Source organism: Lactiplantibacillus brownii, from assembly GCF_031085375.1.
Taxonomy (GTDB): Bacteria; Bacillota; Bacilli; order Lactobacillales; family Lactobacillaceae; genus Lactiplantibacillus; species Lactiplantibacillus brownii.
The window spans coordinates 824,554-849,325 of record NZ_JAVCWF010000001.1; the positions used below are offsets into that span (position 1 = coordinate 824,554).

The window sequence follows — 24,772 nt, forward strand, 5'->3', positions numbered from 1 at the left end:
AAAAGTATATCTGACTTAATAAATGGAAACGAGGAAATAAAATGGCTTCAAAATCTAAAAGCTTTCAACAGTATCGCCCGGTTGCAATGGCTGCTGGACTGGGTTCTATGCTTGGATCAGGAATTATTGTTGGTCTATCGGCGACAATTACGGTGTGGCAGCAAGGACTAAACTTAACTAATATGCAAGTCGGAATTATTTCTGGGGCACTAACTTTTGCAATTGCCTTTGGTTCATTATTTGGCGGCCGCTTTGCCGAGTCGTTTGGATTAGTTAAAACGTTTAATTGGACGAATTTATTTTACGGTATTGGTACCTTGATTTGCGTTTTCTCAACGAACTTTTTAATGTTACTGATTGGTGCAGTAATAGCTGGTATCACTTCTGGCTGTGATTTACCAATTTCGCTTACAATTGTTTCTCATGATGCACCTGACAATAAGACTTCATCCGAGTTGGTTTCATTTACACAAATTTTCTGGCAAATAGGGATTTTTATTTCATACTTTTGTTCTTTCATTGTTTCAAAAATGGGTGGTCTCTTAGGTGCCAGAGTGGTATTTGCGATTTTGTCACTAATTGCAATTATTACATGGGCTTGGCGCACGTTCTCTTCTAAGTTGAATCAATTTCATATTGATGGTGAGGTACGTTATGCCAAGTTAGCAGCAGAAAATGATTCAGTTAATACTAAGTCAGTGTTTAAAGCATTATTTGCGTCAGAGAACAGTGGTAAATTACTCAAATTTTTCTTAGCAATTTTAGTTTTTTACGTGGGCTGGAACCTATTAGCAAATACTTGGGGGCAATTTCAAACATTTATGTTGGTTAAGGCCAATGCCTCGCAAAGTCTTGCCACTGGATATGGTATTGTTACTCAATTATTAGGATTACCATTAGTTGCATTATATGCTTGGATTGCAGGAAGCAAATACCGTAATCTAGCATTTAGCATTGGATCGGTTGTCATGTTCGCTGCCATTGCAGCGATGGCAATGGGTGGTAACCTGTTATGGGTTATCATGGGGGCAATCTTCTTATATGGTCTTGGCAGCAATTTCAGTGGTGAAGCTTTGTACAAGGTTTGGACACAAGAGTCATTTCCAATGGAGATTAGATCTTCAATTCAAGGAATTATTAATGGTATTTCCCGAATCTGCTGCGCTTTGTTTGCGCTAATTACGCCAAGCTTAGTAGTCCCTTCGGTGATTAAAACAACGATGTGGTGTTTTGCTGCAATTGTTCTTATTGGCTGGGGAGCTGGTCTTTTAATGATTCATTGGCAAAAGAAGTATGGTTTGGAATAAGACTTTCACATTAAGCTGTGTTTAAAATAGAATTATCATCTGAAATAAGTCAAACAACGACGTGCAAACCATTTTAAGTGGATTGCACGTCGTTGTTTTATAGCCCATTTTTAATCAAATTCCAAAGTCGCTCAAAGCGAGCTTGGTAGTCGGGATCGTTCCACGTTTCCTTAAAGTTGGGCAGTGTAAAGATAGCGAAGGTAGCTAAAATCGTTTCTGCCCGTTCATAATGCTGATCATGGTAGCCCATCATTTGATCAATTATCCGATAGGCGTCAATTAGGACGGCCTTCAAAGCAATTGGATTATTATCGATGTACTGCGTATTAAGGGCAAACATTTTGGAGTTTGAGTTGTAAGTTTGCTTTTTGGCGTTGACGAAGGCCCAGAGCCAAGCATGTAATTGCTCAACCGGAGGGCATGACGTTGTGATATGAATCTTTCCAATAATTTCACGTTTAAACCAAGCTGCGGCGACCGCTTCCCAAAGTTCTTGTTTATTACGGAAATGTTTATAGATCGCAGCATGCGTCATACCCAACTTTTCGGCAATCTGATTCAAGGTAATGCTGGCATTGCCAGTTTGATCAATTAGAGCTTGTGCAGTCAAAATGATTTTATCACGTGTTTTCTGTGTCATGCGGGACTCCTTTCAACTAAAAATAACTTTTTAACTAGTTTAACATAAGTTGACTAAAAAGTTACTTTATTTGAAATTTGTAACTAAACTTGTTAAACTGATTCCAAGTTACAAAATAAATAAAATGTTACTTAAATTTATCAACAATTAAGAGAGGTCTTAAAAATATGCAAGCAGCGCAATTGACTCATTACCAATCAGATTTCAAGTTGGCTATTCGTGATATTCCAACACCAACCCCTAGTGAAAATGAAGTTTTAGTGCAAGTAAAAGTTGCCGCCGTCAATCCACTCGAACATCTGATTGGTAGCGGCAGTGTGAAGCTGATTCAAAATTATGCCATGCCATTGACGATGGGCAATGAACTTGCAGGAATCATTACAGCGGTTGGTTCAGCGGTGAGCCAATTTAAGGTTGGCGATGAAGTCTATGCGCGCCTGCCATTGACTAAGATTGGAGCCTTTGCGGAGTATGTGGTGATTGACGAACAAGCGCTGGCGTTGAAACCAAAGCACCTCGATTTTGCACACAGTGCCGCCGTGCCTTTAACCGGTTTGACAGCTTATCAGGGTTTTACCGAAGAATTAGCCGCACAACCAGGGCAAAGTGTGATGATTCCGGGTGGCTCTGGTTCATTTGGACAATTGGCGATTCCAATTGCCAAGGCGTTGGAGTTAACTGTGATGGTGAGTGGTAATGCCCGTGGTCAGAAAAGTGCTACGGCGATGGGCGTAGCGCAGTATTTTAACTATAAAGAGGAAAACTATTGGGAAACGCTAGCACCTGTCGACTATGTGATTGATACCATTGGCAAGTCAGAGTTTGCCCATGAATTATCAGTCTTAAAGTCGGGTGGCCGGTTGCTTTCATTGCGGATGGGGCCTAATCGCCGGTTTGCCCAACAACATCAGTTGTCTTTCCTGAAGACGACACTTTTCTCGATGGCGGGAGCTCAGTTAGATCGCCAAGCGAAAAAAGCTGGCGTGCAGTATCATTTTATCTTTGTTCGAAGTGATGGGGCCCAATTAGCCAAGATTACTGAGATTGTGGAACGTGAAAATATCGTGCCAGCGATTGATCCAACCGAATTCAGTTTAGCGCAAGTTAATGAAGCCCTGGATCTAGTGGCCAATGGTCATCCAAAGGGTAAAGTCCTGATTCGTTTCTAGAAAGGTGATTAAGATGAAAAATACGACTTATACAAAAGTGCCAACCCAAAAAATAAGGGCCAACAATGGCGTGACGTATGCTTATCGTGATTTAGGTGACCCAGTTGGTGTGCCGTTAGTTGCGGTGACGCATCTTTCTGCAAATTTGGATAATTGGGACCCCGAAGTGATCGATGGTTTAGCCCGGCATCAACGTGTGATTACGTTTGATTACCAAGGCGTCGGGTCTTCTAGTGGCCGCGTGCCAACGAGTATCCAGGGAATGGCTAGTGACACTTTGAATTTCATTAAAATCATGCATTTGACCAAAGTTAATTTACTCGGTTTTTCAATGGGGGGCATGGTCGTGCAAGAAATGTTATTGCAACAACCCGAACTTGCTCAGCATGTGATTTTGGCGGGAACTGGTCCGCGGGGTGGTCAAGGAATTGAGCATGTGACTAAAATTTCAGATTTAGACTTGTTACGCGCAATTTTCACTTTAACGGATATCAAAACGACCTTATTTTTCACTCGGACGGAAAACGGGAAGACTAGTGCAAAACAGTTTTTAAAACGTCTAAAACGTCTAAAACGTCGGCAACAACAGCGTGACCGCACGATTTCATGGGTGGCGTATCGTCGGCAACTAAAGGCAATCAACCGCTGGGGTCGTGACAAACCAGCTGATCTTTCGGGAATAACACAACCAGTGTTAATTTTGAATGGTGACCATGATCGCATGGTACCGACTGAACCGAACACGTATGACCTACATCGGCAACTAACTAACAGCCAACTGGTGATCTATCCGGATGCTGGGCATGGGGGTATTTTCCAAAATGGTCCTGATTTTGTCAAAAGAGCTAATGAATTTTTAGCCGAGTAGGTTTTAATATTGCTAGTTAGCGCGATCCCTTGACGATTAATCAACGCGGGACCGCGCTCTTTTTATCACTAGCTGTAGTCGATTTTAGGCCTGAGCCACTTTTTCGAGATAAAAAGCGCCCATCGACTGAAGTGAAGTCGACGAGCTTAAAGTTAAAATAGTTTTAGCAAATCTAAAGGTTGTTTAAAACGATAGGCGGTCTGTTGATGATCAGCGTTTGGGTCCATTCCCCAAACGGCTAAGCCAAAATCAACCTTGGCTGCGGCAGCGGTTTGTTCATCGCTGAGAGAATCACCGACGAATAGCGCGTCGCTAGGTTTGACCTCAACACGTGCTAATGCGGTCAGTAATGGTAACGGGTCAGGCTTACGTTTAGGGGTGTCGTCGGCACTAATGGTGACGGCGAGTCGGCTCATAAAGTCATATTGAGCCATCCCACTGACCATTTCATTGCGCCGTTGTGAGGTCACAATGCCTAAGGTCACGTCGGACGGTAATTGTTGCAAGAGGGTGGCAATTCCAGGATACAAGGTAATATCTTGGTAGTGGTCGGCCATCACGGCTTCATAGCGGGCTTGAAAGTGGTCAAAGTCATCCGCAGCGATCCCTAAATGCGCCATTGCTTGTTCGGCAGCCATCGGAAAAGTTGTTTGGGCATCCGCGGCGCTAAACGGTTTGCCGTATTCACTTAAAACTTGGGCCATGACCTTGGCGTAAGCGGGCTGGCTATTGGTGAGTGTACCGTCGATATCGAACATAATGGCTTGATAAGTCATGGATCATCATCCTTTCAACCTGATTTACTCTCAGTATATCAAATTAACCGTTGACAGTGATTATTTGGATTGTTATAGTTAGATTAATAATTGATGAGGAGCTAATGATATGTCATTACCGTTGAACCAACCGAAAACTGCAACTAGCTTTTACTTTTGGTATTTTCGCTAGTGTTTGTGCCCGCTGCATAGGTGCAAACACGAATCCGATGTTTGCATCGATGCGGCTTGCCAAAGGCTTTTTGCGATTCAATGGCGCCCATGGATGTTTGAAAATTCCAGGGGTGGCGACAAAATAAGTTTTTTTAAGTAACACACCCTTTGAATTTTCGACGGGTGTGTTTTTATTTTCACAGAAATCGCTCAACATTCACAGATCAGACCCCAAGCCAATAAAAAAATTCTGGAGGGAACCCATATGTCAATTGATTCAGAAACTTTAGTGCAACACATGAATAACCAACTTAGTGCCATCCAACCGTCCGATATTTTAGCTTTTAACGCTGAAATTGCTAATATTCCCGGAATTGTTCGTTTAACGCTTGGCGAACCCGATTTCAATACGCCTGAACATGTCAAAGACGCGGCAATTAAAAGTATTCAAAATAACGAAAGCCACTATGCTCCGTCAAATGGGGCCATGGCGCTGCGGACGGCTGCGGCGAATTTCTTAGCGACGAAATATGACGTCCATTATGATCCAGCTAGTGAAGTCATTATTACAGCCGGTGCAACTGGCGGTATTTACACGGCTTTGAGTTCCATTTTGAACCCTGGTGATGAAGTGTTGATTCCAACCCCAATTTTCCCATTATACATTGCGATTGCGAAACTCAACGGTGCTGTGCCAGTATTCATGGACACCTCTAAAAACGGGTTCGTTTTATCCCCAGAACAGTTAAAACAAACTTTAGCTGATCATCCTAAAGCCAAAGCAGTTGTGTTAAACTTCCCATCAAATCCAACCGGGGTCACTTACCGTCGGGACGATTTGAAAGCGTTGGCCGAGGTTCTCGCTGACAAACCAATTTTTGTCTTATCTGATGAAATCTATAGTGAATTGACTTATGGTGACGCCCACGTGTCAATTGCCAAATACTTGCCAGAACAAACGATCTTATTAAATGGGGTCTCAAAGTCGCACGCGATGACTGGTTGGAGAATCGGGATCATGTGCGCGCCAAAAGCCATCACGGCTCAACTGGGTAAAATTCATCAATTCACTGTAACGACCACGACAGCAAATGCCCAAGCCGCGGCCACAGAAGCGTTAAGCAATGGGATGGATGATGCTCAAGTTATGAAGAAAGAATACCAAGCTCGGCGCGATTACTTGTACGAAGCTTTGAATCAACTGGGCTTCAAATCAGCCAAACCAGAAGGGGCCTTCTACTTATTCAGTAAAATTCCAGCCAATTTGCCACAAGATAGTATGGCGTTCTGCCGTGAACTTGCTCATGATGCGCGGGTTGCCCTGATTCCTGGGAGTTCATTTGGCCCTGGTGGTGAAGGTTACGTTCGGATCAGTTACGCTGCTTCGATGACAAACTTGGAAACCGCAGTTAAACGGATCGGTGACTATGTTGCCAGCAAAGCCACGCAAACGGAGGCAAACTAATGAAAATTTTAATGTACAGTGTGCGTGATGATGAAGAAGCAGCCATTAAAGACTGGGCCGCTAAGAATGAAGTACAAGTTGATACGAACGCGTTAGAATTCCATCCAGAAACAGCCCACTTAACACAAGGTTATGATGGCGTGATCATTCAACAGCGTAGTGCGATTGGCGACAATCCAGCCGTATATCAACAATTAGCAGACTACGGCCTGAAGCAGATAACCAGTCGGACTGCTGGGGTAGATACCATTGATATTCCAGCTGCAAAAGCGGCTGGGTTGACCGTCACAAATGTGCCCGCATACTCCCCAAACTCGGTTGCTGAAATGGCCGTGACCCAGACGATGCGTTTGATTCGAAATTTAGAATTATTTGATAGTCGAATCAGTCAACAAAATTTCCAATGGGCAGGGTTGCAAGCTCGCGAAATTCGTTCCTTAACGGTTGGGGTGATTGGTGCAGGCCGGATCGGTGGCACTGTTGCTAAATTGTTCCATGGTCTAGGGGCGAAGGTGATTGCATATGATGTGGTCCGTCATGACGAATTAACGGATGTTTTGACATATGTCGACACTAAGGAAGACTTACTAAAACAAGCTGACGTCGTGACGTTACATGTTGACCTGAATGAAACGTCTAAAGCGTTGATTGATGCCGCTGCATTGAAGTTAATGAAACACGATGCTTTCATCATTAATGCGTCTCGAGGTCCCGTCATTGTGACTGCTGATTTAGTTGCCGCTTTAAAGGCTGGGGAAATTGCAGGGGCTGCCTTGGATACGGTTGAAGGTGAAGCCACGTTATTTAACCAGAATCATCAAGGCGAAGTGCTGACTGATAGTTTAATCGCACAGTTACTACAAATGCCGAATGTCATTTTAACGCCACACGTTGGCTTTTACACCAACTTGGCGGTGAAGAATATGGTAGATATTAGTTTAGATGATGTGTTAACCATTCTGAATGGTGGGCAAACGGATCATGCCTTCTAAATGCGGTGAAAATAGTTTGATTTTAAAAAATTGAATCAATCCTTCAAATTAAGTTTCTCAATGGTTACCGCTTATGGCGACTATTGAGAAATTTTTTTGTGACCAACCGCCAGAACTAGTGATACACGGGAGTTGTTAGCGAAAAACCGTCTTTTATATTGCATCAACTTGAACGACTATGTAAAATTGACCCTGTCGTTCAGTAACTAAAATTGGGTTAAGGGAAGGCCAAATAGGTTCTGATTGCGATAATTAGGTTGATTAATCCCCTGAGTTGTTGCGTCAAGTTGAGAAGACAAACGATATTTGGGCAAATTTAAATGGCAATGATTGATTTTTTTGACTGCTAAAGACGAATATTGACGGGCGAAACAAGCAATTTTGTTCAACAATCACGAATAATTCACATTATTTTCGGTCAAATTAACCTAAAATGGTGGTGAGAATTACCACCATTTTAGTGAATACGGCCAATATTGACTTGTTTTTTGACAGATTTACTAATTATGTATTAAACTATTTAAATAGCATTAACGAAGAATAAGAATTTATTAACAAAAATCTTAATGCGATTAAATAAAAATGTCAGCAATTGAACTGGCAAAAGAAAGCGATGGTGACGCCATGTCAATGATCGAATTTCATAACGTGGAAAAGTATTACGGAGAATTCCACGCCCTTAAAAATATTAATTTAACGATTAACGAAGGCGAAAAGGTTGTTTTGATTGGACCGTCTGGTTCTGGTAAGAGTACCTTGATTCGAACGGTCAACGGTTTGGAACGCGTGCAAGCGGGGCAGTTATTAGTTAATGGGTTTGATTTAGCCGATAAAAAAACTGATATGAACAAAATTCGTAAAAATGTCGGCATGGTATTCCAACACTTTAATTTATACGCTAATAAAACCGTTCTAGAAAACATCATGATTGCACCGCGGTTAGTTTTGAAGCGGCCGGAAGCTGAAAATAAAAAGTTAGCGATGGATTTATTGGATAGTGTTGGTTTAGCAGATAAAGCGGGGAGCTTACCAAGCCAACTTTCTGGGGGCCAATCACAACGTATCGCCATTGCACGTTCGCTAGCGATGAAGCCAAAATGTTTATTATTTGATGAACCAACCTCAGCGTTGGATCCAGAAATGATCGATGATGTTTTGAATGTGATGAAGAACGTCGCTGAAGATTCTAGTATGACAATGCTTGTGGTGACCCACGAAATGGGTTTTGCCAGAGAAGTTGCTGATCGCGTGATTTTCATGGCGGATGGCGAAATCTTGGAAGATGATCGCAAAGAGCAGTTCTTTGATGGCGAACCGACGAATGAACGGGCCCGTCAATTCTTAAGCAAAATTATCACACACTAGTCAGCGCGGGGAGGACCATTTATGAAAAAGTTAACGCGATATCTCGGGGTCATTGGCATGCTAGGCCTGCTGACAGTGGTTTTGGCTGCTTGTGGCTCACGCAAGTCGCTCTCGCAACAAGACGTCTTGACGAACGACCGCGCCAGTAACACGATTACTTGGGGTGTTAAGGCCGATACCAAATTGTTCGGTTTGATGGATGTGAAAGACAACACCATTAAAGGTTTTGATGCTGACATTGCGACAGCGATTACGAAAAAAATTCTCGGTAAAAATGGTAAGGCTAAATTCGTGCAGGTGACGAGTCAAACGCGGATTCCCTTATTAAAAAACGGTAATATTGATGCAATCATCGCCACCATGACGATTACGCCAGAACGTCAAAAACAAGTTGATTTTTCGGATTCCTATTTTGACGCTGGTCAATCCCTGTTAGTTAAAAAAGGTAGCGCCATCAAGTCCGTTAGCGATTTGAATAAAGCTGGGACTAAAGTCATCGGGGTAACTGGGGCGAACTCAGTGGCCAATATCAAGAAGTTTGCGCCGAAAGCTCAGGTTTTGGAGCTCTCTGATTATGCGCAGGCCATGACTGCTTTAAAATCTGGTCAAGGGGTCGCTTTAACGACCGATAACGGGATTTTATATGGGATGGCATCACAAAATCCTGGTTATGAAGTTGTTGGGGGTGCCTTTACCAAGGAACCTTACGGGATTGCGATCAATAAAGGGCAAACGCCGTTCAAAAAACAAGTTAATCAAGCACTTAAAGAAATTGAAGCTGATGGTACCTATAACCGTATCTTGAAAAAGTGGTTCGGGAACGTCGCTGGCTTCGACTATAAGGAGGCGGCACGCTAATGTGGTATATCCTTACGCACTACTGGTCCGAGTTGATTCAGGGACTCGGGTACACTTTACTATCTAGTCTCATTGCACTGTTTTTTAGTACCATTATTGGCACGATGTTTGCGATTTTTGAAGTACTTCCTAATCGCGCCATGCGGATTATTGGTCGAATCTATATTGAACTATTCCGAAATATTCCGTTGTTAGTCATTGCGATGTTCTTCTATGTCATCATCCCAATGTATGTCGCTAAAATCGACGGTTTCACTGCCGGCACGATTGGCCTAACGATTTACACGTCCTCATTTATCGCGGAAACGGTTCGTGCGGGGATTCAATCGGTCGACGGTGGGCAAATGGAAGGTGCCCGTTCAAACGGCTTAACTTATTGGCAAGCGATGCGTTACATCGTTTTACCACAAGCTTTTAAAATTGTGATTCCGCCATTAGGCAACCAATTTATCAACTTGGTGAAAAACTCCTCTGTCCTCGCATTCGTGGCGGGCTTTGATTTGATGTACCAAGGAAATTCGATTGCGTCTTTATCACTGGACACGATTAATAGCTATATGGTCGTCGGGGTCTTCTACTTGATTATCACGTTGCCATTGAGTTATTACATGCGGCACTTAGAAAAACGGCTAGCGTAAAGGAGGCGGCTAAAGATGCAAAATTTTATTGATGCTTATTCTTGGGTAAATATTCGCTTCTTACTCGATGGCCTCTGGGTGACCGTGGAAGTGTCAGTGATCTCGATCATTGCGAGTTTCATCATTGGGTCGATTTTAGGTGTGTTACGGTATGTCAAAATTAAATATTTATCCGCGGTCGTTGGTTTCATCGTGGATATTGTCCGCAACTTACCCCTGATTTTGATCATTTTCTTCACTTACTTTGGCTTACCCCATCTCGGATTCAAACCAGGAATCTTGTTTGCAGCCATGTTAGCGATGACGATTTTTGAATCAGCAATGTTGGCTGAAATCGTTCGGTCCGGGATCTTGGCTGTTGATTATGGTCAAATGGAAGGTGCCCGCGCCAACGGGATGACTTATGTGCAAGCACTCTGGCATATTGTTTTCCCCCAAGCGATTAAAAAGACGATCCCAACGATTGTGAGTCAATTTATTTCACTAATCAAGGATACGTCACTGGCAACGATTATCGTATTGCCAGAATTATTGAACCACGCGCAAATTATTTACGGGCAAAACTCCGCGTTCATCATTCCGATGTTCTTGATGGTTGCGTTCATGTACTTCGTGATCTGTTACGCGCTGTCTGTGTTGTCACGGATTTTAGATAAAAAGTTAGCTTAAAAGAGCCGTAAGGTTAAAAAAGTACCGTCCTGATTGTTTGTTGATCAGGACGGTACTTTTTTTGCTATAACGTGAGTAATTCCGCTTGTTGGTCAGGCTGAGCGGTCAATTCAGTGGCAGTGAGATCTGCTTGGATTTGATGGTCCGCGTTGAAGATGACAAATCGCGGTGCGACGGCTTGGACCTGTTTGAAATTATGACTAGCCATGATAATGGTTTTACCAGCTGCTTGTAACGTTTGCAGTAAGGTTAACATTTGTTGTTGTGCCGCGATGGTTAGCCCATTCAGTGGTTCATCTAATAGTAAGACTCTGGGATTCAATGCGAGGACGCTCGCTAAGGCAACGCGCTTTTTTTCGCCACCAGATAACTGATAGGGCACGCGATCACGGAGGTCCGAGCTGTGTGTTAAGGCCAAACAATCCGTGACACGTTGGGCAACTTCAGCTTCAGATAGTCCAAGTTGACGCGGGCCAAAGGCAATTTCATCCGCGACGGAAGTATTGAACAGTTGCACGTCCGTATTTTGAAAGACTAAGCCAATCTGTTGGTGAAGTCGTTGCCGGTCTTGGGGGTCTGCCAAGTAATCGGTAGTGATGACCTGACCATCAAACGTGTAAGTTCCTTGGGTGGCAGGTTCGAGCCCACTCAAAATGCGTAACAGGGTCGATTTACCGGAACCATTCGGCCCCATTAGACAGATGAATTCACCCGCATTGAGTTGTAAGTTGAGCTGGTCTAGGCCACAAGTATTGGGATAGTCGTAACTAAGATCAGTAAGTTCAATTAATGCCATAGATTCCTCCGAAAATAAAAACGATAACTAGGACTAAGTAGGGAGTCAGGGTCAAATAGTCATGCCAACGCGTCGTTGTGGTCGGTTGATTAACATATTGACCGTTGAATCCGCGGGCTTCCATTGCGGCATACAGTTCTAGCGCATAGGCGTGGCTTTTTAAAAATAAATTGCCGAAGAGCGTCCCGATCAATTGGTAGGGATGCTTGGCTGGCGCGACGAGTCGCATGTCTAGCGCCATCATGGTTTGTAGTAAATAGTGACCTAACATGCGCAAATAAGTGATTGCTACGGCCAATGTCATGATAAATAAATTTGGGCAATGCAGCGCTTTTAAGCCAGACAAAAGCGCCTGAAAGGTCGTCGTTAAACGATAATATTGCGTGCTGGCCAAGATCAAGCCGGTCTTACAGACAAATAGTAAGACTGTTGCGGGGCCAACGAGCCAATAACTCGGCAAAACGACGAGTAGGGCGATCCCAGTGCTTAACAACCAACTCCGAGTGAAACGTCGCAACTGTGACGGGGTCAAGACGAGTAAATGGCCGGCTAATAACAAACCTAGCACCCAAAGCCAGGCCGTATTGTTGGTTAAGGCAATCAATAAAACTAAGATGCCCAAGCGAATCAAGCTAGTAGCGGGACTAAGCTGCCAGCGGGTGGCCTTAACGGCTGGTAACGGCTGAGCTAAACGACTTAACAATTGGGTCAGATGTTGCTGGTTATGTGCTAAAAAGTTATGTCGTTGTGGCTGACTGGTGAGGTGGTTGGGTTGTTGCAGCCAATTAGGCAAGCTATTTGGTTGTTTGACTGTCATGTTGTAACCCCCGCATTAATAGCAAGAAAATCAGAATTGCAGTAATCGCCGATAAAATGTATCCCAAGCTGATCGGTAGATGACCAATTGTATAGTCTTGGAACAACGCTTTAAAATGCAAGCCTTGGGCCATTCCTTGCGGCACTTGTTGGCCTAAGTGTTGCTGAGCCAAACGAGCCTTTAATTCAGTTGCGGACCATTCGCCCCAGGCGGTGTTGCTAGCGAGTAAGCCGAGTGGGGACAGGATTACTAAGCCACCTAGAAGATACAGCCAGGGACGCCGTGATTGGGGCGCAGCGGCTTGATAGAGATTAGTCGGTGCGACTTTTTGAATAAACTGGTACACGAGAACGGTGAAAATAGCTTCTACCCAACCGGCGACGAGTAAGTGCGCGGCGAGCATGGCTGGTACGGTTACAGTTAACCCATACGGGCAATATAGTGGTGCGCCACTAGCGGTATGCGCCAGCAAGGGTTGTAGGCCCAGCTCGATTCCGGCGACTAAAGCTGCCACATTGATGCCGACATAAGCGCCGACAAATAAACCAATTTTGGGATGATGTAATTTTTCGCCCAAGCGATAACAAGCGTAGCCGACCATCGGCATGATGACGGCCATGTTGAAGGCATTAGCGCCAAAGGCCAGGATGCCGCCATCACCGAACAAGAGTGCTTGCAGGAGTAAGGTGACGGTTAACGCGAGTACCGCTGCCCACGGCCCAATCAGGACCGCCAGTAGCGCGCCACCGACGGCATGAGCAGTCGTGCCACCAGGAATTGGTAAGTTAAACATCATGATTAAGAAAGCTAATGATGCTGCGATACCTAGCATCGGTAAGGTTTCACGTTTTTGTTTGATCTGTGCTTTCACTTTGATGACGGCAACGGTCCAAACGGGCGCCACTGCTAACACTAAAGTGCCGCAAGTGGCAGGACTTAAATAATTATCCGGGATATGCACGGATGAGCACCTCTTCTAATTTGCGATTTGATCTAAGAGGTAACTGAGGTCTTGAATAATAAATTTGTGATTTTTTACTTGTAAGACACCATCGGCCCGCAGTTCGGATAACATGCGATTTACGCTGCTTCTGGAGCTAATGCCACAAAAACCAGCGATATCATCGTTGGTGACGACGAAATCAATTAATAAGCCATCTTTGGTTTTTCGACCGAATAGATCAACGAGACTATAAATGAATGCACAAATGGCACCCTTTTTCCCGTTCATGACCATGCGTTGCAGCCGAGAAATATTTTCAGACAACTTTTTTCGATAATAGTTTTTGACATAATTTTGCAATTCGTCGGTACTGTTGACATATTTCCAAAAATCTACGCGGTTGATCTGATAAAAAGTGGCATAGTCAGATTCAATCCGCACGTTAAACGGTTGATCCGTCGAACGGGAAACTTCATCACGCAGCAAGGAAATCACATCCGGCTTCGCAATATAGGATAAATTAAACTCGCGACCATCTTGCAAAATAATACTATTTTTAATCACGCCGTCTTTTAAAACATAAGTATAATGTTCAGCTAAACCGTGATAGGTCAAGTAAGTATGGCGTTTTTTTCGAATCGTCGGGACATGGTGGACTTCCAAATAACTCAATAAATATTCAATATCAGTTAAAACCATCTCAGAGTCAGTTCTTTCATTAGTAGGTTTGACTGTTAATGACGAAGCTTACTCGCATTGTCAGTCACGGGCCAAAACTACTTTAGCAAATCATATGATTACTTTGTAATTATAGCTACCGCATTTAAAGTATACATTTGTTAATCCTTTTTGAAAACTTTAAATGTAACAGACATTAAATAAAAGGACGTGTATAACAATTGTCATGCGCAAAAATTTTATTTTTGAAAGAGGATGCCCAGAAACATGGTTAAAATTAATTTACCATATGACAAAAAAACCATCACGGTTGAAATACCTGATGAAAACTTCGCCGGTAAGCTAGTCTCAGAAGCTGCAACATATCATAACAACTTATCCGAAGCGGAAACGGTGGAAAAGTCTTTAGACAACCCCATCGGTTCTGACTCATTAGAAACCCTTGCAAAAGGGAAAAAGAATATCGTCATTATTAGTTCTGACCATACGCGTCCCGTACCTTCACACATTATGACGCCCATCTTATTACGGCGGTTACGTTCGGTTGCGCCGGATGCCCGGATTCGAATTTTAGTGGCGACTGGTTTTCACCGACCATCGACCCATGAAGAATTAGTTAACAAATATGGTGAAGAAATCGTTGCTAACGAAGAAATCGTCATGCATGTGTCTACGGATGATGACGCAATGGTTAAAATCGGCCAATTGCCTTCCGGTGGGGACTGCATTATTAATAAAGTTGCTGCTGAAGCGGATTTATTGATTTCAGAAGGTTTCATCGAATCGCACTTCTTCGCTGGTTTCTCTGGTGGTCGGAAATCTGTTTTACCTGGGGTTGCCTCATACAAAACGATTATGGCGAACCATTCTGGTGAATTTATTAATTCTCCCAAGGCTCGGACAGGAAACTTAATGCATAATCCGATTCATAAAGATATGGTTTATGCGGCTCGGACTGCAAAATTAGCCTTTATTTTAAATGTCGTCTTAGACGAAGATAAAAAGATTATTGGGTCATTTGCGGGTGATATGGAAGCTGCCCATAAAGTGGGTTGTGACTTTGTCAAAGAACTATCCAGTGTCCCTGGGATTGATTGTGATATCGCTATTTCAACGAATGGTGGCTATCCACTTGATCAAAATATTTATCAAGCCGTTAAAGGGATGACTGCTGCGGAAGCGACCAATAAAGAAGGCGGCACAATCGTCATGGTTGCTGGAGCACGTGATGGTCACGGTGGTGAAGGCTTCTATCACAATTTAGCCGATGTGGACGATCCCAAGGACTTTTTAGACCAAGCGATTAACACGCCACGGTTGAAGACGATTCCTGATCAATGGACGGCACAAATCTTTGCGCGGATCTTGGTTCATCATCACGTGATCTTTGTCTCAGATTTAGTTGATCCAGAGTTGATTACGGGGATGCACATGGAATTAGCGACTTCAATTGACCAAGCCATGGCGAAAGCTTATGCGCGGGAAGGTCAAGCTGCCAAAGTCACTGTGGTCCCTGATGGGCTAGGAGTTATCGTTAAATAATGAAAACAACACTGGAAATTTTACAAGCGGTCGCCGCTGGTCAGATCAGTCCAACACTGGCGACGAAACAATTAGCGGGGACGCAAGTTGCTGATCTCGGCTTTGCAACTGTCGACTTGGATCGTCAGCGCCGCAATGGTTTTCCGGAAGTGGTTTATGGCGCAGGCAAGACTGCCGCTCAGATTACCGGAATCATTCAAGCCATGACGTCACAAACGGCACCGATCTTAACCACTAGGCTGACTGCTGAAAAATTTGCAGTGATCAAACCTGAATTACCTCAAGCAGTCTATTATGAGGCGGCGCAATGTATGACGGTCGGGGCGCTACCAACGCCTAAAACTGACGATTACATTGCCATTGTCACGGCGGGAACATCGGATATGCCGATTGCCGAAGAAGCGGCCATTACAGCTGAAACGTTTGGTAACCATGTTGAACGCGTCTATGATGTCGGGGTTGCTGGCATTCAGCGGTTATTTGCCAAGTTGGCTGTCATTCGGCAGGCCAAAGTCGTGATTGTGATTGCTGGTATGGAAGGGGCTCTAGCGAGTGTCGTTGGCGGCCTGATCGATAAACCATTGATTGCGGTTCCGACAAGTATCGGTTACGGGACGAACTTTCAAGGCATGACCGCGTTGCTGACGATGCTGAATAGTTGTGCGTCAGGCATTACCGTTGTGAATATTGATAATGGTTTTGGCGCAGCGTACTCTGCCAGCATGATCAATCAATTGTAGAGGAGAAAAATTCAGAAATGCGAACACTTTATTTAGATGCTTTTTCTGGGATCAGTGGGGATATGTTCTTAGGGGCAATGTTGGATTTAGGCCTCGACTTTGACGCACTGGAACAAGAATTAGCTAAATTGCACGTTAAGGGTTATCACTTAACCCATCAACGTTTAGCCAAAAGCAGTATTTATGGGACGAGTTTTGATGTCGAAGTCGCCGGTGGGAAGGACCACGGCTTTGTAGAAACGCATCATCATGCTGGTCATACGGTGGCAGAAGGCCATCATCATCATGATGCCCGGCACTTAAACGACATTTTGGCCTTGATCGATGCTAGTGAGTTATCGGCAACGGTGATTGCCCATGCGAAAGCCATTTTTATGGAAATCGCGCAAGCAGAAGCGACCGTTCATGATATGCCACTTGCCGAGGTTCATTTTCACGAAGTGGGTGCCTTAGATTCGATCGTCGATATCGTCGGTTGCTGTGTCGCGTTGGAATTGATGAAAATCGATCATATTATTGCCTCGCCATTAACGGATGGTAGTGGCTTTATTAACGTGGCCCATGGTCAAATGCCGGTGCCGGTACCCGCTGTTATGCAGATGCGTGTCGGGAGTCAAATTCCAATCAATCAACGGTTGGATATTCATACTGAATTGATCACGCCAACTGGGATGGGCTTAGTGAAGACCCTAGTTTCTGAATTTGGTCCACTTCCAGCAGACGCGACCCCAACGAAGATTGGTTATGGTTTCGGTCAACGTGATACTGGCGGGTTCAATGCGTTACGGGCAGTTCTTTTTGAAAAAAAAAACTAAGCCAACAAGTTGTCACACAAACTAAAGATGCGGTCGTTTTAATCGAAGCAAATCTGGATGATCAAACGGGCGAGGGGCTTGGCTACGTGATGGCACAATTGTTGACGGCTGGGGCGTTTGATGTCTACTTTACGCCGATTCAAATGAAGAAAAATCGGCCCGCTACCAAATTGTCCGTGTTAGCTGACCCCCAGGCGCGGGAATCGTTAACCAAGTTGATTTTAGCCGAGACGAGCACGGTGGGAATCCGCTATCAAACTTGGCAACGGACGATTATGCGGCGACACTTTATTGAGGTGCCAACAGCTTATGGTCTAGTGCATCTAAAAGTGGCTAGTTATGACGATATTGAGAAAAAGACGCCGGAGTATGCAGATTGTGCGCGCTTGGCACAAGCTAACGGCGTCCCATTGATGGCCGTCTATCAGGCAGCCTTAGCCGCTGCCGACCAATCAGACAAGGAGCGGTGAGTTTGTTACATCAATTAATTGCAGAATTTATGGGTACGGCCCTCATGATTGTTTTTGGGGTCGGAGTTCATTGTAGTACGGTGCTGAAAGGAACCAAATATCGGGGTTCTGGTCACATTTTCGCGATTACGACTTGGGGATTTGGGATTACGATTTCGTTATTTATCTTTGGGAATGTGTCGATTAATCCAGCGATGGTTTTGGCGCAGTGCCTGTTAGGTAATCTGCCGTGGGCGGTATTCGTGCCTTATTCAGTGGCGGAAGTTTTAGGTGGTGTTGTGGGGGCAATCATTGTTTGGATCATGTATGCCGATCATTTCAAAACTTCAGCGGGTGAAATTTCACCAATTACGATTCGTAATTTATTTAGCACTTCACCAGCAATTCGCAACTTGCCACGGAACTTTTTTGTGGAATGTTTTGATACATTTATTTTTATCGCCGGTATTTTAGCAATTTCAACGATCAAGACGCCAGGAATCGTGCCAATCGGTGTTGGATTACTGGTTTGGGCAATTGGGATGGGACTTGGGGGTCCAACTGGATTCGCAATGAATCTAGCTCGTGATATGGGGCCAAGAATTGCGCATGCGATCTTACCAATTGCGAATAAGGCGGATAACGATTGGCAATACGGAATCTTAGTGCCCGGAATCGCCCCATTCGTGGGAGCAGCATTGGCGGCCTGGTTCATGCACGGCTTTTTCGGTATTAGCTAAATTGGTCCAAATGTTATTGGACAACGGTACGACTGAACTTTTTGGAAATTAACTAAAACTATTAGAAGAGGGTCATTATAATGACAGGATTAGCAGCGAAAAAAGTAGCATTAATGGATTCATTGAAAGCATTGAAGCGGGTCACCGTCGCTTTCTCTGGTGGGATTGATAGCACATTAGTTTTGAAGATGGCATTGGAAACGCTAGGTCGCGACAATGTGACTGCGGTCGTTGCCAACTCTGAATTGTTTACGGATGAAGAATTTGACAAGGCAGTTAGTTTAGCCGAAGAATTAGGGGCTACTGTTCAAACAACGACTTTGGATTACTTGAGCGAAACGCATATTGAACACAACACACCTGACAGCTGGTACTATGCGAAAAAAATGTTCTACGATCGTTTGACTGAAATGGCCGCCGCTAATGGTAGTGCCGCGGTGTTAGATGGCTTAATCAAAAACGATGAACAAGATTACCGCCCAGGAATGAAAGCACGGACCGAAGTGGGCGCTCGTAGTTTGTTGCAAGAAGCTGATTTTTACAAGGTTGACGTTCGGGCCTTATCACAAGAATTAGGTTTAACCAACTGGAACAAGGTTGCTTCATGTTCAGTAGCTTCACGCTTCCCATATGGCACGACGTTGACCCACGAAAATGTTGCCCAAGTCATGGCCGCTGAAAGTTACTTACGTGGCCTTGGTTTCCCAACGGTTCGAGTTCGTTTCCACGAAGACATTGCGCGGATCGAATTGCCTGAAGCTCGTATTGGTGATTTCTTGGTCTTCAATGACCGTGTTAATCGTCAATTACAATCACTTGGTTTCCGTTATGTGACCTTAGATTTAGGTGGTTTCCGGAGTGGTCGGATGAACGATACTTTAACCAAGCAACAATTAGCAACCTTTGCTTAAAGGCTTGATTGATTAGGACTAAACGAAGTCTGAGATGAAAATCTCAGGCTTTTTTGCATCACCAAGTATCATGCTAGAACAAGCAAAGTGGCAAAAGGTGAGTATCCTAGGGCGCTAATTATTTTGAGCAACGGTCAATACGGGAAATTATTATCGATTTAATATAAATAAGAATTAAAGTTCGGATAAAACATCTTGATTTTAAAATTAAGGTGTTTTTTGTTCAAAAAATAATGAAATTAACGAACAATTCCGGTATAGTAGTGATATTAAGTGAATATGGGGGCAGTAAAAGTGACGAATCCAGAAGTGATTTTGCAAACGAGTATTGAAAAAGGGGTCGGCAAGATTGGCAAACCCTGGTTAGCCAAGTGGTTGCTAGGTTTTGTCGGGGGTGCAATGATTGCACTAGGGTTTTTGGCTGATATCCGAGTTTCAGCGGCCATTCCGGCCAGTGGTGGTAGTACGTTGATTGGGGCGAGCGTCTTTCCAATTGGCCTGATCGTGATCTTACTCGCTGGTGGCGAACTGGTGACCGGCAATATGATGGCGGTCAGTACCGCGGCCTTCGCCAAACGAATCCGTTGGGGAGCTTTCTGGCAGAATTTGGCGCTGATTACGGTGGCCAATTTGATTGGTGCCATAGCGGTAGCGTTCTGCTTTGGACACTTTGTCGGTCTCACGCATACGGGTGTCTTCAAGACAGCGGTGATTACGATGGCTCAGGGAAAGATTCAAGCTTCATTTTGGCAGAGCCTCGTTTCTGGGATCGGTTGTAATTGGTTCGTGGGCTTAGCCGTTTGGCTCTCATTTGGCGCTAAAGACGCGGCTGGTAAGATCATGGGTGTTTGGTTTCCCATCATGATCTTTGTGGCAACGGGCTTTCAACATAGTATTGCCAATGCATTCTTGATTCCGGCGGCGATCTTTGAGGGTGGCGCGACTTGGTCTCAGTTTGCACTGAATTTACTGCCAGTTTATCTCGGCAATATTATTGGTGGGGCAATATTTGTTGGCGCACTGTACTACTACAGCTACCGGCAAGCGCTGAAAGTATCGTAGGTTATGACAATTAATGGGTAATCAAAAAACGACGCCAAACTGGCAGTCGTTTTTTTAGTAGTGCTTATTGCACTCGTTGCTTGTAGTAATAAACTGGAATCCCAAGGGCCACGATGATTAATGAGAGTGCGACTCCGGGTAAATCAGAACCAATTTCACTGATGATCACGAATAGTGCGCCGAGGATGGCAATCAGTGGCGTTACCGGAAATCCAGGCGTTGAGAAGGGCCGTTTTTCACCGGTATGCCGTTTGCGTAATAAGAAGACGCCAATGAACGTGGCAACGTAGAAGCAATACACAGTGAAGATGCATAAGTCGGACAGACGATCAGGATTGAAAAAGACAATCATGATACTGGCATAAACTAGAATGAACAGGGTGGCGATAATGGGCTCGTGTGATTTCGGATTTAAGTAACTGAGCTGTTTGGAAAAAGGTAACTGTTTTCGTTCAGCCATCGCATAAATAATACGCGGGAAAGTCATAATTTTGCCATTAAGACAGCCGACCATTGAGACGATGATCCCGATATTGAGTAATCGGCCACCCACCGTGCCAAACGCTGCTTGGGCAAAATAAATCGTCGTTTGCTGGCCAAGCTTGTGGATCGTGTCAGCGGGAATGAAGTGGAGAATCCCATAGGTGACCAACGTATACGCGACCAAAACTAGTGAGATACCCAAGATGATGGCGCGTGGCAGCAATTTCTGCGGTTCCTTGATTTCGCCCCCTAAGTTGGCAACGAGAATCCAGCCATCATAAGCGAATAAGGTGGCTAAAACGGCCACACCGAAGCTACCGGTGGACTGTTGAACTGTATGTAAAGTTTGTCCGAAGGCATTTTGGTCACCGTAGAACAGGCCAAAGATGATGATAGCGGCAATGGGTAATAATTTGCCGAGGGTCGTCGCGATTTGAAAGGCAGCGCCCCAGCGATTCTCAACCATATTCAATAACCCAATCAAAACGATTACGCCAATGGACAGTGGCGCCTGCCAGCCATTGCTGAGATGAAAGAAACCAACGAGTAGGATACCCAGGTAAGCAGCAATGGAAGCAATGATGGCAGGACCATAGACCGCAATTTGCATCCAACCGGAAAGAAAACCCCAGATTTTACCGTAAATATTTTCCATATAGACGTAAAGACCACCGGTATGCGGCATTTGTGCACCAACTTCGGCGATCGTTAAGCCGGCCGTTAAAGTGATTAGCCCCCCTAACAACCAAGCTAATAACGCATTGGTGGTGGAACCGGCACTATCTAAAACGGATGATTGTTTGAAAAAAATCCCGGAGCCAATCACGGTTCCGACGACGAGCGATAACGCGGACCAAAAGCCTAACGAACGGTTAAGCTTGGTCTCTGATTTAGCGGTTGGCATAGTTGGAAATCCTCACTTTCGCTGAGCAACACGATTAAATTGAATGATTTTAGCATACCAGAATTTCCGGTGACTAGCAATTGTAAAAACCTCGAAATAAGACCATTTATCGTTAAATTACGAACTTATTTTAAATGTGAACACTTTAAAGTTCGACATTTGCGATAAAGCCAACAAAAGCAATCAGCAATGTTCGCTATATATTAAAATAATTATATTGACATTATGTGCACTTCTCTTTGGCAGCCGTGGGTAAGACGGGTATAATGCTAGAGTACGAGAGCGAGGAAGAGAAATGGTAATTGCAATTGTGACGATCCTGACACTTAGCAGTGTGGGGTTATTTGGTTTGCTGATCCGTGGCGCTCGGCAGCGTCATTATCGGCCAACGATGCGAAATTTTGGCATTGGTTTTTTAATTGGTGGGGTGACCGACTTTCTAGATACCTTGGGAATCGGTAGTTTTGTGACATCAACCGCCATTTTTCAGGCGAGTCATTATTTAAATGATGAACGGCAGTTGCCAGGAACATTGAATACGATGCACGCGATTCCGACGGCATTTGAGGCCATCTTTTTTGTGACGGCCGTCAATGTAGAGCCACTAACACTCATGAGTTTAGTCCTCGCAGCGGCAGTCGGGGCAGTGCTTGGTAGCGAAATTATGGTAAAACTCAATCAACGGCGCATTCAGCTGATTATGGCGGCCGCATTAATTGTGACGGCACTTTTGATGGCGGCTAAATTAGTGGGGTGGGTGACCTTACTCGGCGTTGCTAATCACGCCACTGGATTACGTGGCTGGCCATTGGTTATTGGTGTGGTTGGTAACTTTATTTTAGGCTTATTAATGGCTGCGGGCGTGGGATTATATGCGCCGTGCATGGTGATGGTATACTTTTTAGGACTCACACCGATTGCGGCGTTTCCCATTATGATGTTGTCATGCGCGCTGTTGATGCCGAGTTCTGCCGTCAACTTTATTCGTCGTGACCGGGTCGACTACCGTGGTATCTTCGGCATCATTGTTGGGGGTAGCTTAGGCGTGGTGATTGCGGCGACCGTTGTCAAGTCTTTGTCGATGACGATGATCAGTTGGCTAATTGTGTTAGTCAGTCTTTGGACTGCGCAGTCGCTATGGCGCGCCGCGATTCGGCAAAAACGAGTGATTAATTAAACAGAGGTGTGCTTAAAAGGTCGAATGATTGCTACTTTCAATTGTGCGACCTTTTTAGCGTTAAGTGACGTCACGGCGTTGGGTACGATCAGTTATGAAGTATTGCTCAATTATACAGCTAGCTGTATAATTTAATTGAGGTGAGCTAGCGTGGAAAATGATGAAATGGTTGCCCAACAGGTTTTACGGTTGGCGCGACAAATTACTAAACGACGTAATCACCATATTCGTGATCTGGATTTAACGACGGAACAGGCGGATGCGTTGCGCTTTTTTGAGGAACGACCGGATCGTTCAATCACGGCGTTTAAAACGGTTCAAGGCATTACCCACCAAACGGCCCGGTTGATTGTGCAACGGTTGGCTAAGCGGGGACTGGTTCAATTAGTGACTAGCTCGACGGATGCGCGCATGAAGCAGGTCGAATTAACGCCTGCCGGTAAACAAAAGCGACAACAGTTGCAGCAGCATGGTTGGCAGACCAGTGCGGATTTATTTGATCACTTTTCCGAAGCAGAGCAGCAACAACTCTTAAACTTTCTCCAACGAGCAAATCATAATTTAGAAAGTGACAAAGTACAATGAAAACAAGTTTATATACGAAAGATGTCAAGCTGGTATTGGCAGCCAGTTTCTTCTACTTAATGAGTCCCATGTTGATTAATCCAGTCATTGCGGGATTTGCCAGCACGATTGGCGCTAGTAGTATCTTGGCTGGGGTCATCGCCGGAACGATGAATTTAACCTCACTCTTACTGCGTCCCTTGGCGGGTAATTTGACTGATCACGTTTCCAAATATCGGTTAACTCTCATTGGTGGCAGTTTAATTGTTCTAGCGAGTCTTGGTTATAGCTTAACGAGTAACGTGATATTAATTATTGGCTGTCGCATTCTGAATGGGGTCGGCTATACCTTGTGCTCGGTTTGTATGGCAACCTGGATGGCGAGTTTACTACCAGCCGATAAAATTGGTTCTGGCATGGGCATTTATGGATTAGCCAATGCGATGGGAATGGCCGTTGGTCCGGCACTAGCGGTATTCTTGTATGAAAATTTCAATTATCAAACGGTCTTTTTGACGGCAGCATTTTGTTGCTTGGTCATGCTTATTTTGATTCAATTTGTCGGTAATCGTGGCGTGCCGAGTCCGGCCTATCAATCAACGACAGGTCAAAAGCGACATCTGCGTATCGTTCAACCCAAAGTCGTGCCAGTGGCAGTGATCCTGATGCTGTTTTCATTGCCATATTTTGCTACCCAAACGTATATTGTGAGCTATATTGCCCAACGTCATCTCGCGGTGCCGGCCGGAGCATTCTTCCCCGTGTATGCGCTGATCTTATTAGGTCTACGATTGAGCATGCAAAATTTGTTTGATCACGTGCCCTTTCGAAAATTTTTCTGGATTTGCTTAGGCTGTAATTTAGTTGGTTTATTGGCATTGACCAATCTGAGTAACTGGTTGATGTTAGTGATTGCGGCGCTGGGATTAGCGGCTGGTTATGGCTTGATGTTCTCCATTTGCCAGGCTAAGGCGCTAACGTTAGTACCCGATAGTGATCGTGGACTTGCCAATAGTACGTTCTATATTGGTATCGATCTCGGCATGTCGCTGGGACCAATGTTTGGTGGCCTAATCAGCAGTTTGTTGCCATGGGCTTGGTTCTATCCGATGATGTTAGTCACGTTACCTCTGATTGTTTTAGTTTATTGGATCAGTCGTCGTCGACTGGCTTAAAATTGATCTAAAAGAGACCGCCGACAATTAATCAGTCGGCGGTCTTTTAAGGTGCTTGATTTTTGGCATTCGTTAA

General features: G+C 44.5%; 26 protein-coding genes. 19 read left to right on the forward strand and 7 right to left on the reverse strand.

Annotated elements, in window-relative coordinates; genetic code table 11:
• Nucleotides 1-41 precede the first annotated feature (41 nt).
• Complete coding sequence (locus tag RA086_RS03480; protein ID WP_308702521.1) at nucleotides 42-1,307, forward strand: MFS transporter; 1,266 nt, start codon at nucleotides 42-44, stop codon at nucleotides 1,305-1,307.
• Nucleotides 1,308-1,404: 97 nt separating this feature from the next.
• On the opposite strand, the gene RA086_RS03485 is transcribed toward RA086_RS03480, so the two are convergent.
• Entirely contained in the window at nucleotides 1,405-1,947 is a 543-nt protein-coding gene (locus RA086_RS03485) for a TetR/AcrR family transcriptional regulator (RefSeq protein WP_308702522.1), read from the reverse strand.
• 167 nt (nucleotides 1,948-2,114) lie between these two features.
• Between RA086_RS03485 and RA086_RS03490 the strand changes: the two genes are divergently transcribed.
• Nucleotides 2,115-3,116: an NADP-dependent oxidoreductase gene (locus RA086_RS03490; protein ID WP_308702523.1), complete on the forward strand. Its 1,002-nt coding sequence runs from the start codon at nucleotides 2,115-2,117 to the stop codon at nucleotides 3,114-3,116.
• Nucleotides 3,117-3,129: 13 nt separating this feature from the next.
• Nucleotides 3,130-3,984, forward strand: a complete 855-nt coding sequence (locus RA086_RS03495; protein WP_308702524.1) for an alpha/beta fold hydrolase — start codon at nucleotides 3,130-3,132, stop codon at nucleotides 3,982-3,984.
• A 152-nt stretch (nucleotides 3,985-4,136) separates the two neighbouring features.
• Here RA086_RS03495 and RA086_RS03500 read toward each other — a convergent pair whose 3' ends face one another.
• Nucleotides 4,137-4,760 (reverse strand): HAD family hydrolase, encoded by a 624-nt coding sequence (locus RA086_RS03500; protein ID WP_308702525.1) that lies wholly within the window; start codon nucleotides 4,758-4,760, stop codon nucleotides 4,137-4,139.
• Nucleotides 4,761-5,178: 418 nt separating this feature from the next.
• Here RA086_RS03500 and RA086_RS03505 point away from each other — a divergent pair, with 418 nt between their 5' ends.
• From RA086_RS03505 to RA086_RS03530, 6 genes are all read left to right on the forward strand, one after another.
• Nucleotides 5,179-6,378, forward strand: coding sequence for an aminotransferase class I/II-fold pyridoxal phosphate-dependent enzyme (locus RA086_RS03505; RefSeq protein WP_308702526.1), 1,200 nt, complete (start codon nucleotides 5,179-5,181; stop codon nucleotides 6,376-6,378).
• Entirely contained in the window at nucleotides 6,378-7,370 is a 993-nt protein-coding gene (locus tag RA086_RS03510; RefSeq protein ID WP_308702527.1) for a D-2-hydroxyacid dehydrogenase, read from the forward strand. Before RA086_RS03505 ends, RA086_RS03510 begins: the two co-directional genes overlap by 1 nt.
• Before the next feature lie 624 nt (nucleotides 7,371-7,994).
• A complete protein-coding gene (locus tag RA086_RS03515) occupies nucleotides 7,995-8,735 on the forward strand; it encodes an amino acid ABC transporter ATP-binding protein (protein ID WP_308704406.1) in 741 nt (246 codons plus the stop codon).
• A 21-nt stretch (nucleotides 8,736-8,756) separates the two neighbouring features.
• Entirely contained in the window at nucleotides 8,757-9,593 is an 837-nt protein-coding gene (locus RA086_RS03520; RefSeq protein ID WP_308702528.1) for a glutamate ABC transporter substrate-binding protein, read from the forward strand.
• Nucleotides 9,593-10,231 carry an amino acid ABC transporter permease gene (locus tag RA086_RS03525; RefSeq protein WP_308702529.1) on the forward strand — a complete coding sequence of 213 codons (639 nt, stop codon included), beginning with the start codon at nucleotides 9,593-9,595 and terminating at the stop codon, nucleotides 10,229-10,231. The genes RA086_RS03520 and RA086_RS03525 overlap by 1 nt, the downstream gene beginning before the upstream one ends.
• Nucleotides 10,232-10,246: 15 nt before the next feature.
• Nucleotides 10,247-10,900 (forward strand): amino acid ABC transporter permease, encoded by a 654-nt coding sequence (locus tag RA086_RS03530; RefSeq protein ID WP_308702530.1) that lies wholly within the window; start codon nucleotides 10,247-10,249, stop codon nucleotides 10,898-10,900.
• Nucleotides 10,901-10,964: 64 nt separating this feature from the next.
• On the opposite strand, the gene RA086_RS03535 is transcribed toward RA086_RS03530, so the two are convergent.
• The 4 genes from RA086_RS03535 to RA086_RS03550 are packed head-to-tail and all read right to left on the reverse strand — an operon-like array spanning nucleotide 10,965 to nucleotide 14,155.
• Nucleotides 10,965-11,696: an energy-coupling factor ABC transporter ATP-binding protein gene (locus RA086_RS03535; RefSeq protein ID WP_308702531.1), complete on the reverse strand. Its 732-nt coding sequence runs from the start codon at nucleotides 11,694-11,696 to the stop codon at nucleotides 10,965-10,967.
• Nucleotides 11,683-12,513 carry an energy-coupling factor transporter transmembrane component T gene (locus tag RA086_RS03540; RefSeq protein WP_308702532.1) on the reverse strand — a complete coding sequence of 277 codons (831 nt, stop codon included), beginning with the start codon at nucleotides 12,511-12,513 and terminating at the stop codon, nucleotides 11,683-11,685. Before RA086_RS03540 ends, RA086_RS03535 begins: the two co-directional genes overlap by 14 nt.
• Nucleotides 12,491-13,474, reverse strand: a complete 984-nt coding sequence (cbiM, locus tag RA086_RS03545) for a cobalt transporter CbiM (protein ID WP_308702533.1) — start codon at nucleotides 13,472-13,474, stop codon at nucleotides 12,491-12,493. The genes RA086_RS03540 and cbiM overlap by 23 nt, the downstream gene beginning before the upstream one ends.
• Before the next feature lie 15 nt (nucleotides 13,475-13,489).
• A complete protein-coding gene (locus tag RA086_RS03550) occupies nucleotides 13,490-14,155 on the reverse strand; it encodes a Crp/Fnr family transcriptional regulator (protein WP_308702534.1) in 666 nt (221 codons plus the stop codon).
• A 246-nt stretch (nucleotides 14,156-14,401) separates the two neighbouring features.
• Here RA086_RS03550 and larA point away from each other — a divergent pair, with 246 nt between their 5' ends.
• From larA to RA086_RS03585, 7 genes are all read left to right on the forward strand, one after another.
• Nucleotides 14,402-15,676: a nickel-dependent lactate racemase gene (gene larA, locus RA086_RS03555; RefSeq protein ID WP_308702535.1), complete on the forward strand. Its 1,275-nt coding sequence runs from the start codon at nucleotides 14,402-14,404 to the stop codon at nucleotides 15,674-15,676.
• On the forward strand, nucleotides 15,676-16,416 hold the full coding sequence (gene larB, locus RA086_RS03560) for a nickel pincer cofactor biosynthesis protein LarB (RefSeq protein WP_308702536.1): 741 nt from the start codon (nucleotides 15,676-15,678) through the stop codon (nucleotides 16,414-16,416). The genes larA and larB overlap by 1 nt, the downstream gene beginning before the upstream one ends.
• A gap of 17 nt (nucleotides 16,417-16,433) precedes the next feature.
• Entirely contained in the window at nucleotides 16,434-17,231 is a 798-nt protein-coding gene (gene larC, locus RA086_RS03565) for a nickel pincer cofactor biosynthesis protein LarC (RefSeq protein WP_308702537.1), read from the forward strand.
• A 53-nt stretch (nucleotides 17,232-17,284) separates the two neighbouring features.
• Nucleotides 17,285-17,701: a nickel pincer cofactor biosynthesis protein LarC2 gene (gene larC2, locus RA086_RS03570; RefSeq protein ID WP_308704407.1), complete on the forward strand. Its 417-nt coding sequence runs from the start codon at nucleotides 17,285-17,287 to the stop codon at nucleotides 17,699-17,701.
• 2 nt (nucleotides 17,702-17,703) lie between these two features.
• On the forward strand, nucleotides 17,704-18,420 hold the full coding sequence (larD, locus tag RA086_RS03575) for a D/L-lactic acid transporter LarD (protein WP_308702538.1): 717 nt from the start codon (nucleotides 17,704-17,706) through the stop codon (nucleotides 18,418-18,420).
• Nucleotides 18,421-18,500: 80 nt separating this feature from the next.
• Complete coding sequence (gene larE, locus RA086_RS03580) at nucleotides 18,501-19,331, forward strand: ATP-dependent sacrificial sulfur transferase LarE (RefSeq protein ID WP_308702539.1); 831 nt, start codon at nucleotides 18,501-18,503, stop codon at nucleotides 19,329-19,331.
• Nucleotides 19,332-19,625: 294 nt separating this feature from the next.
• Nucleotides 19,626-20,393, forward strand: a complete 768-nt coding sequence (locus RA086_RS03585; protein ID WP_308702540.1) for a formate/nitrite transporter family protein — start codon at nucleotides 19,626-19,628, stop codon at nucleotides 20,391-20,393.
• Between the two features lie 64 nt (nucleotides 20,394-20,457).
• On the opposite strand, the gene RA086_RS03590 is transcribed toward RA086_RS03585, so the two are convergent.
• On the reverse strand, nucleotides 20,458-21,780 hold the full coding sequence (locus RA086_RS03590) for an APC family permease (protein WP_308702541.1): 1,323 nt from the start codon (nucleotides 21,778-21,780) through the stop codon (nucleotides 20,458-20,460).
• A 295-nt stretch (nucleotides 21,781-22,075) separates the two neighbouring features.
• Between RA086_RS03590 and RA086_RS03595 the strand changes: the two genes are divergently transcribed.
• From RA086_RS03595 to RA086_RS03605, 3 genes are all read left to right on the forward strand, one after another.
• Nucleotides 22,076-22,957, forward strand: coding sequence for a sulfite exporter TauE/SafE family protein (locus RA086_RS03595; protein ID WP_308702542.1), 882 nt, complete (start codon nucleotides 22,076-22,078; stop codon nucleotides 22,955-22,957).
• Nucleotides 22,958-23,107: 150 nt separating this feature from the next.
• The gene (locus tag RA086_RS03600) at nucleotides 23,108-23,542 is read left to right on the forward strand and encodes a MarR family winged helix-turn-helix transcriptional regulator (protein WP_308702543.1); all 435 of its coding nucleotides are present in this window, start codon (nucleotides 23,108-23,110) and stop codon (nucleotides 23,540-23,542) included.
• The gene (locus tag RA086_RS03605; protein ID WP_308702544.1) at nucleotides 23,539-24,696 is read left to right on the forward strand and encodes an MFS transporter; all 1,158 of its coding nucleotides are present in this window, start codon (nucleotides 23,539-23,541) and stop codon (nucleotides 24,694-24,696) included. Before RA086_RS03600 ends, RA086_RS03605 begins: the two co-directional genes overlap by 4 nt.
• The last annotated feature ends 76 nt before the right edge of the window (nucleotides 24,697-24,772 follow it).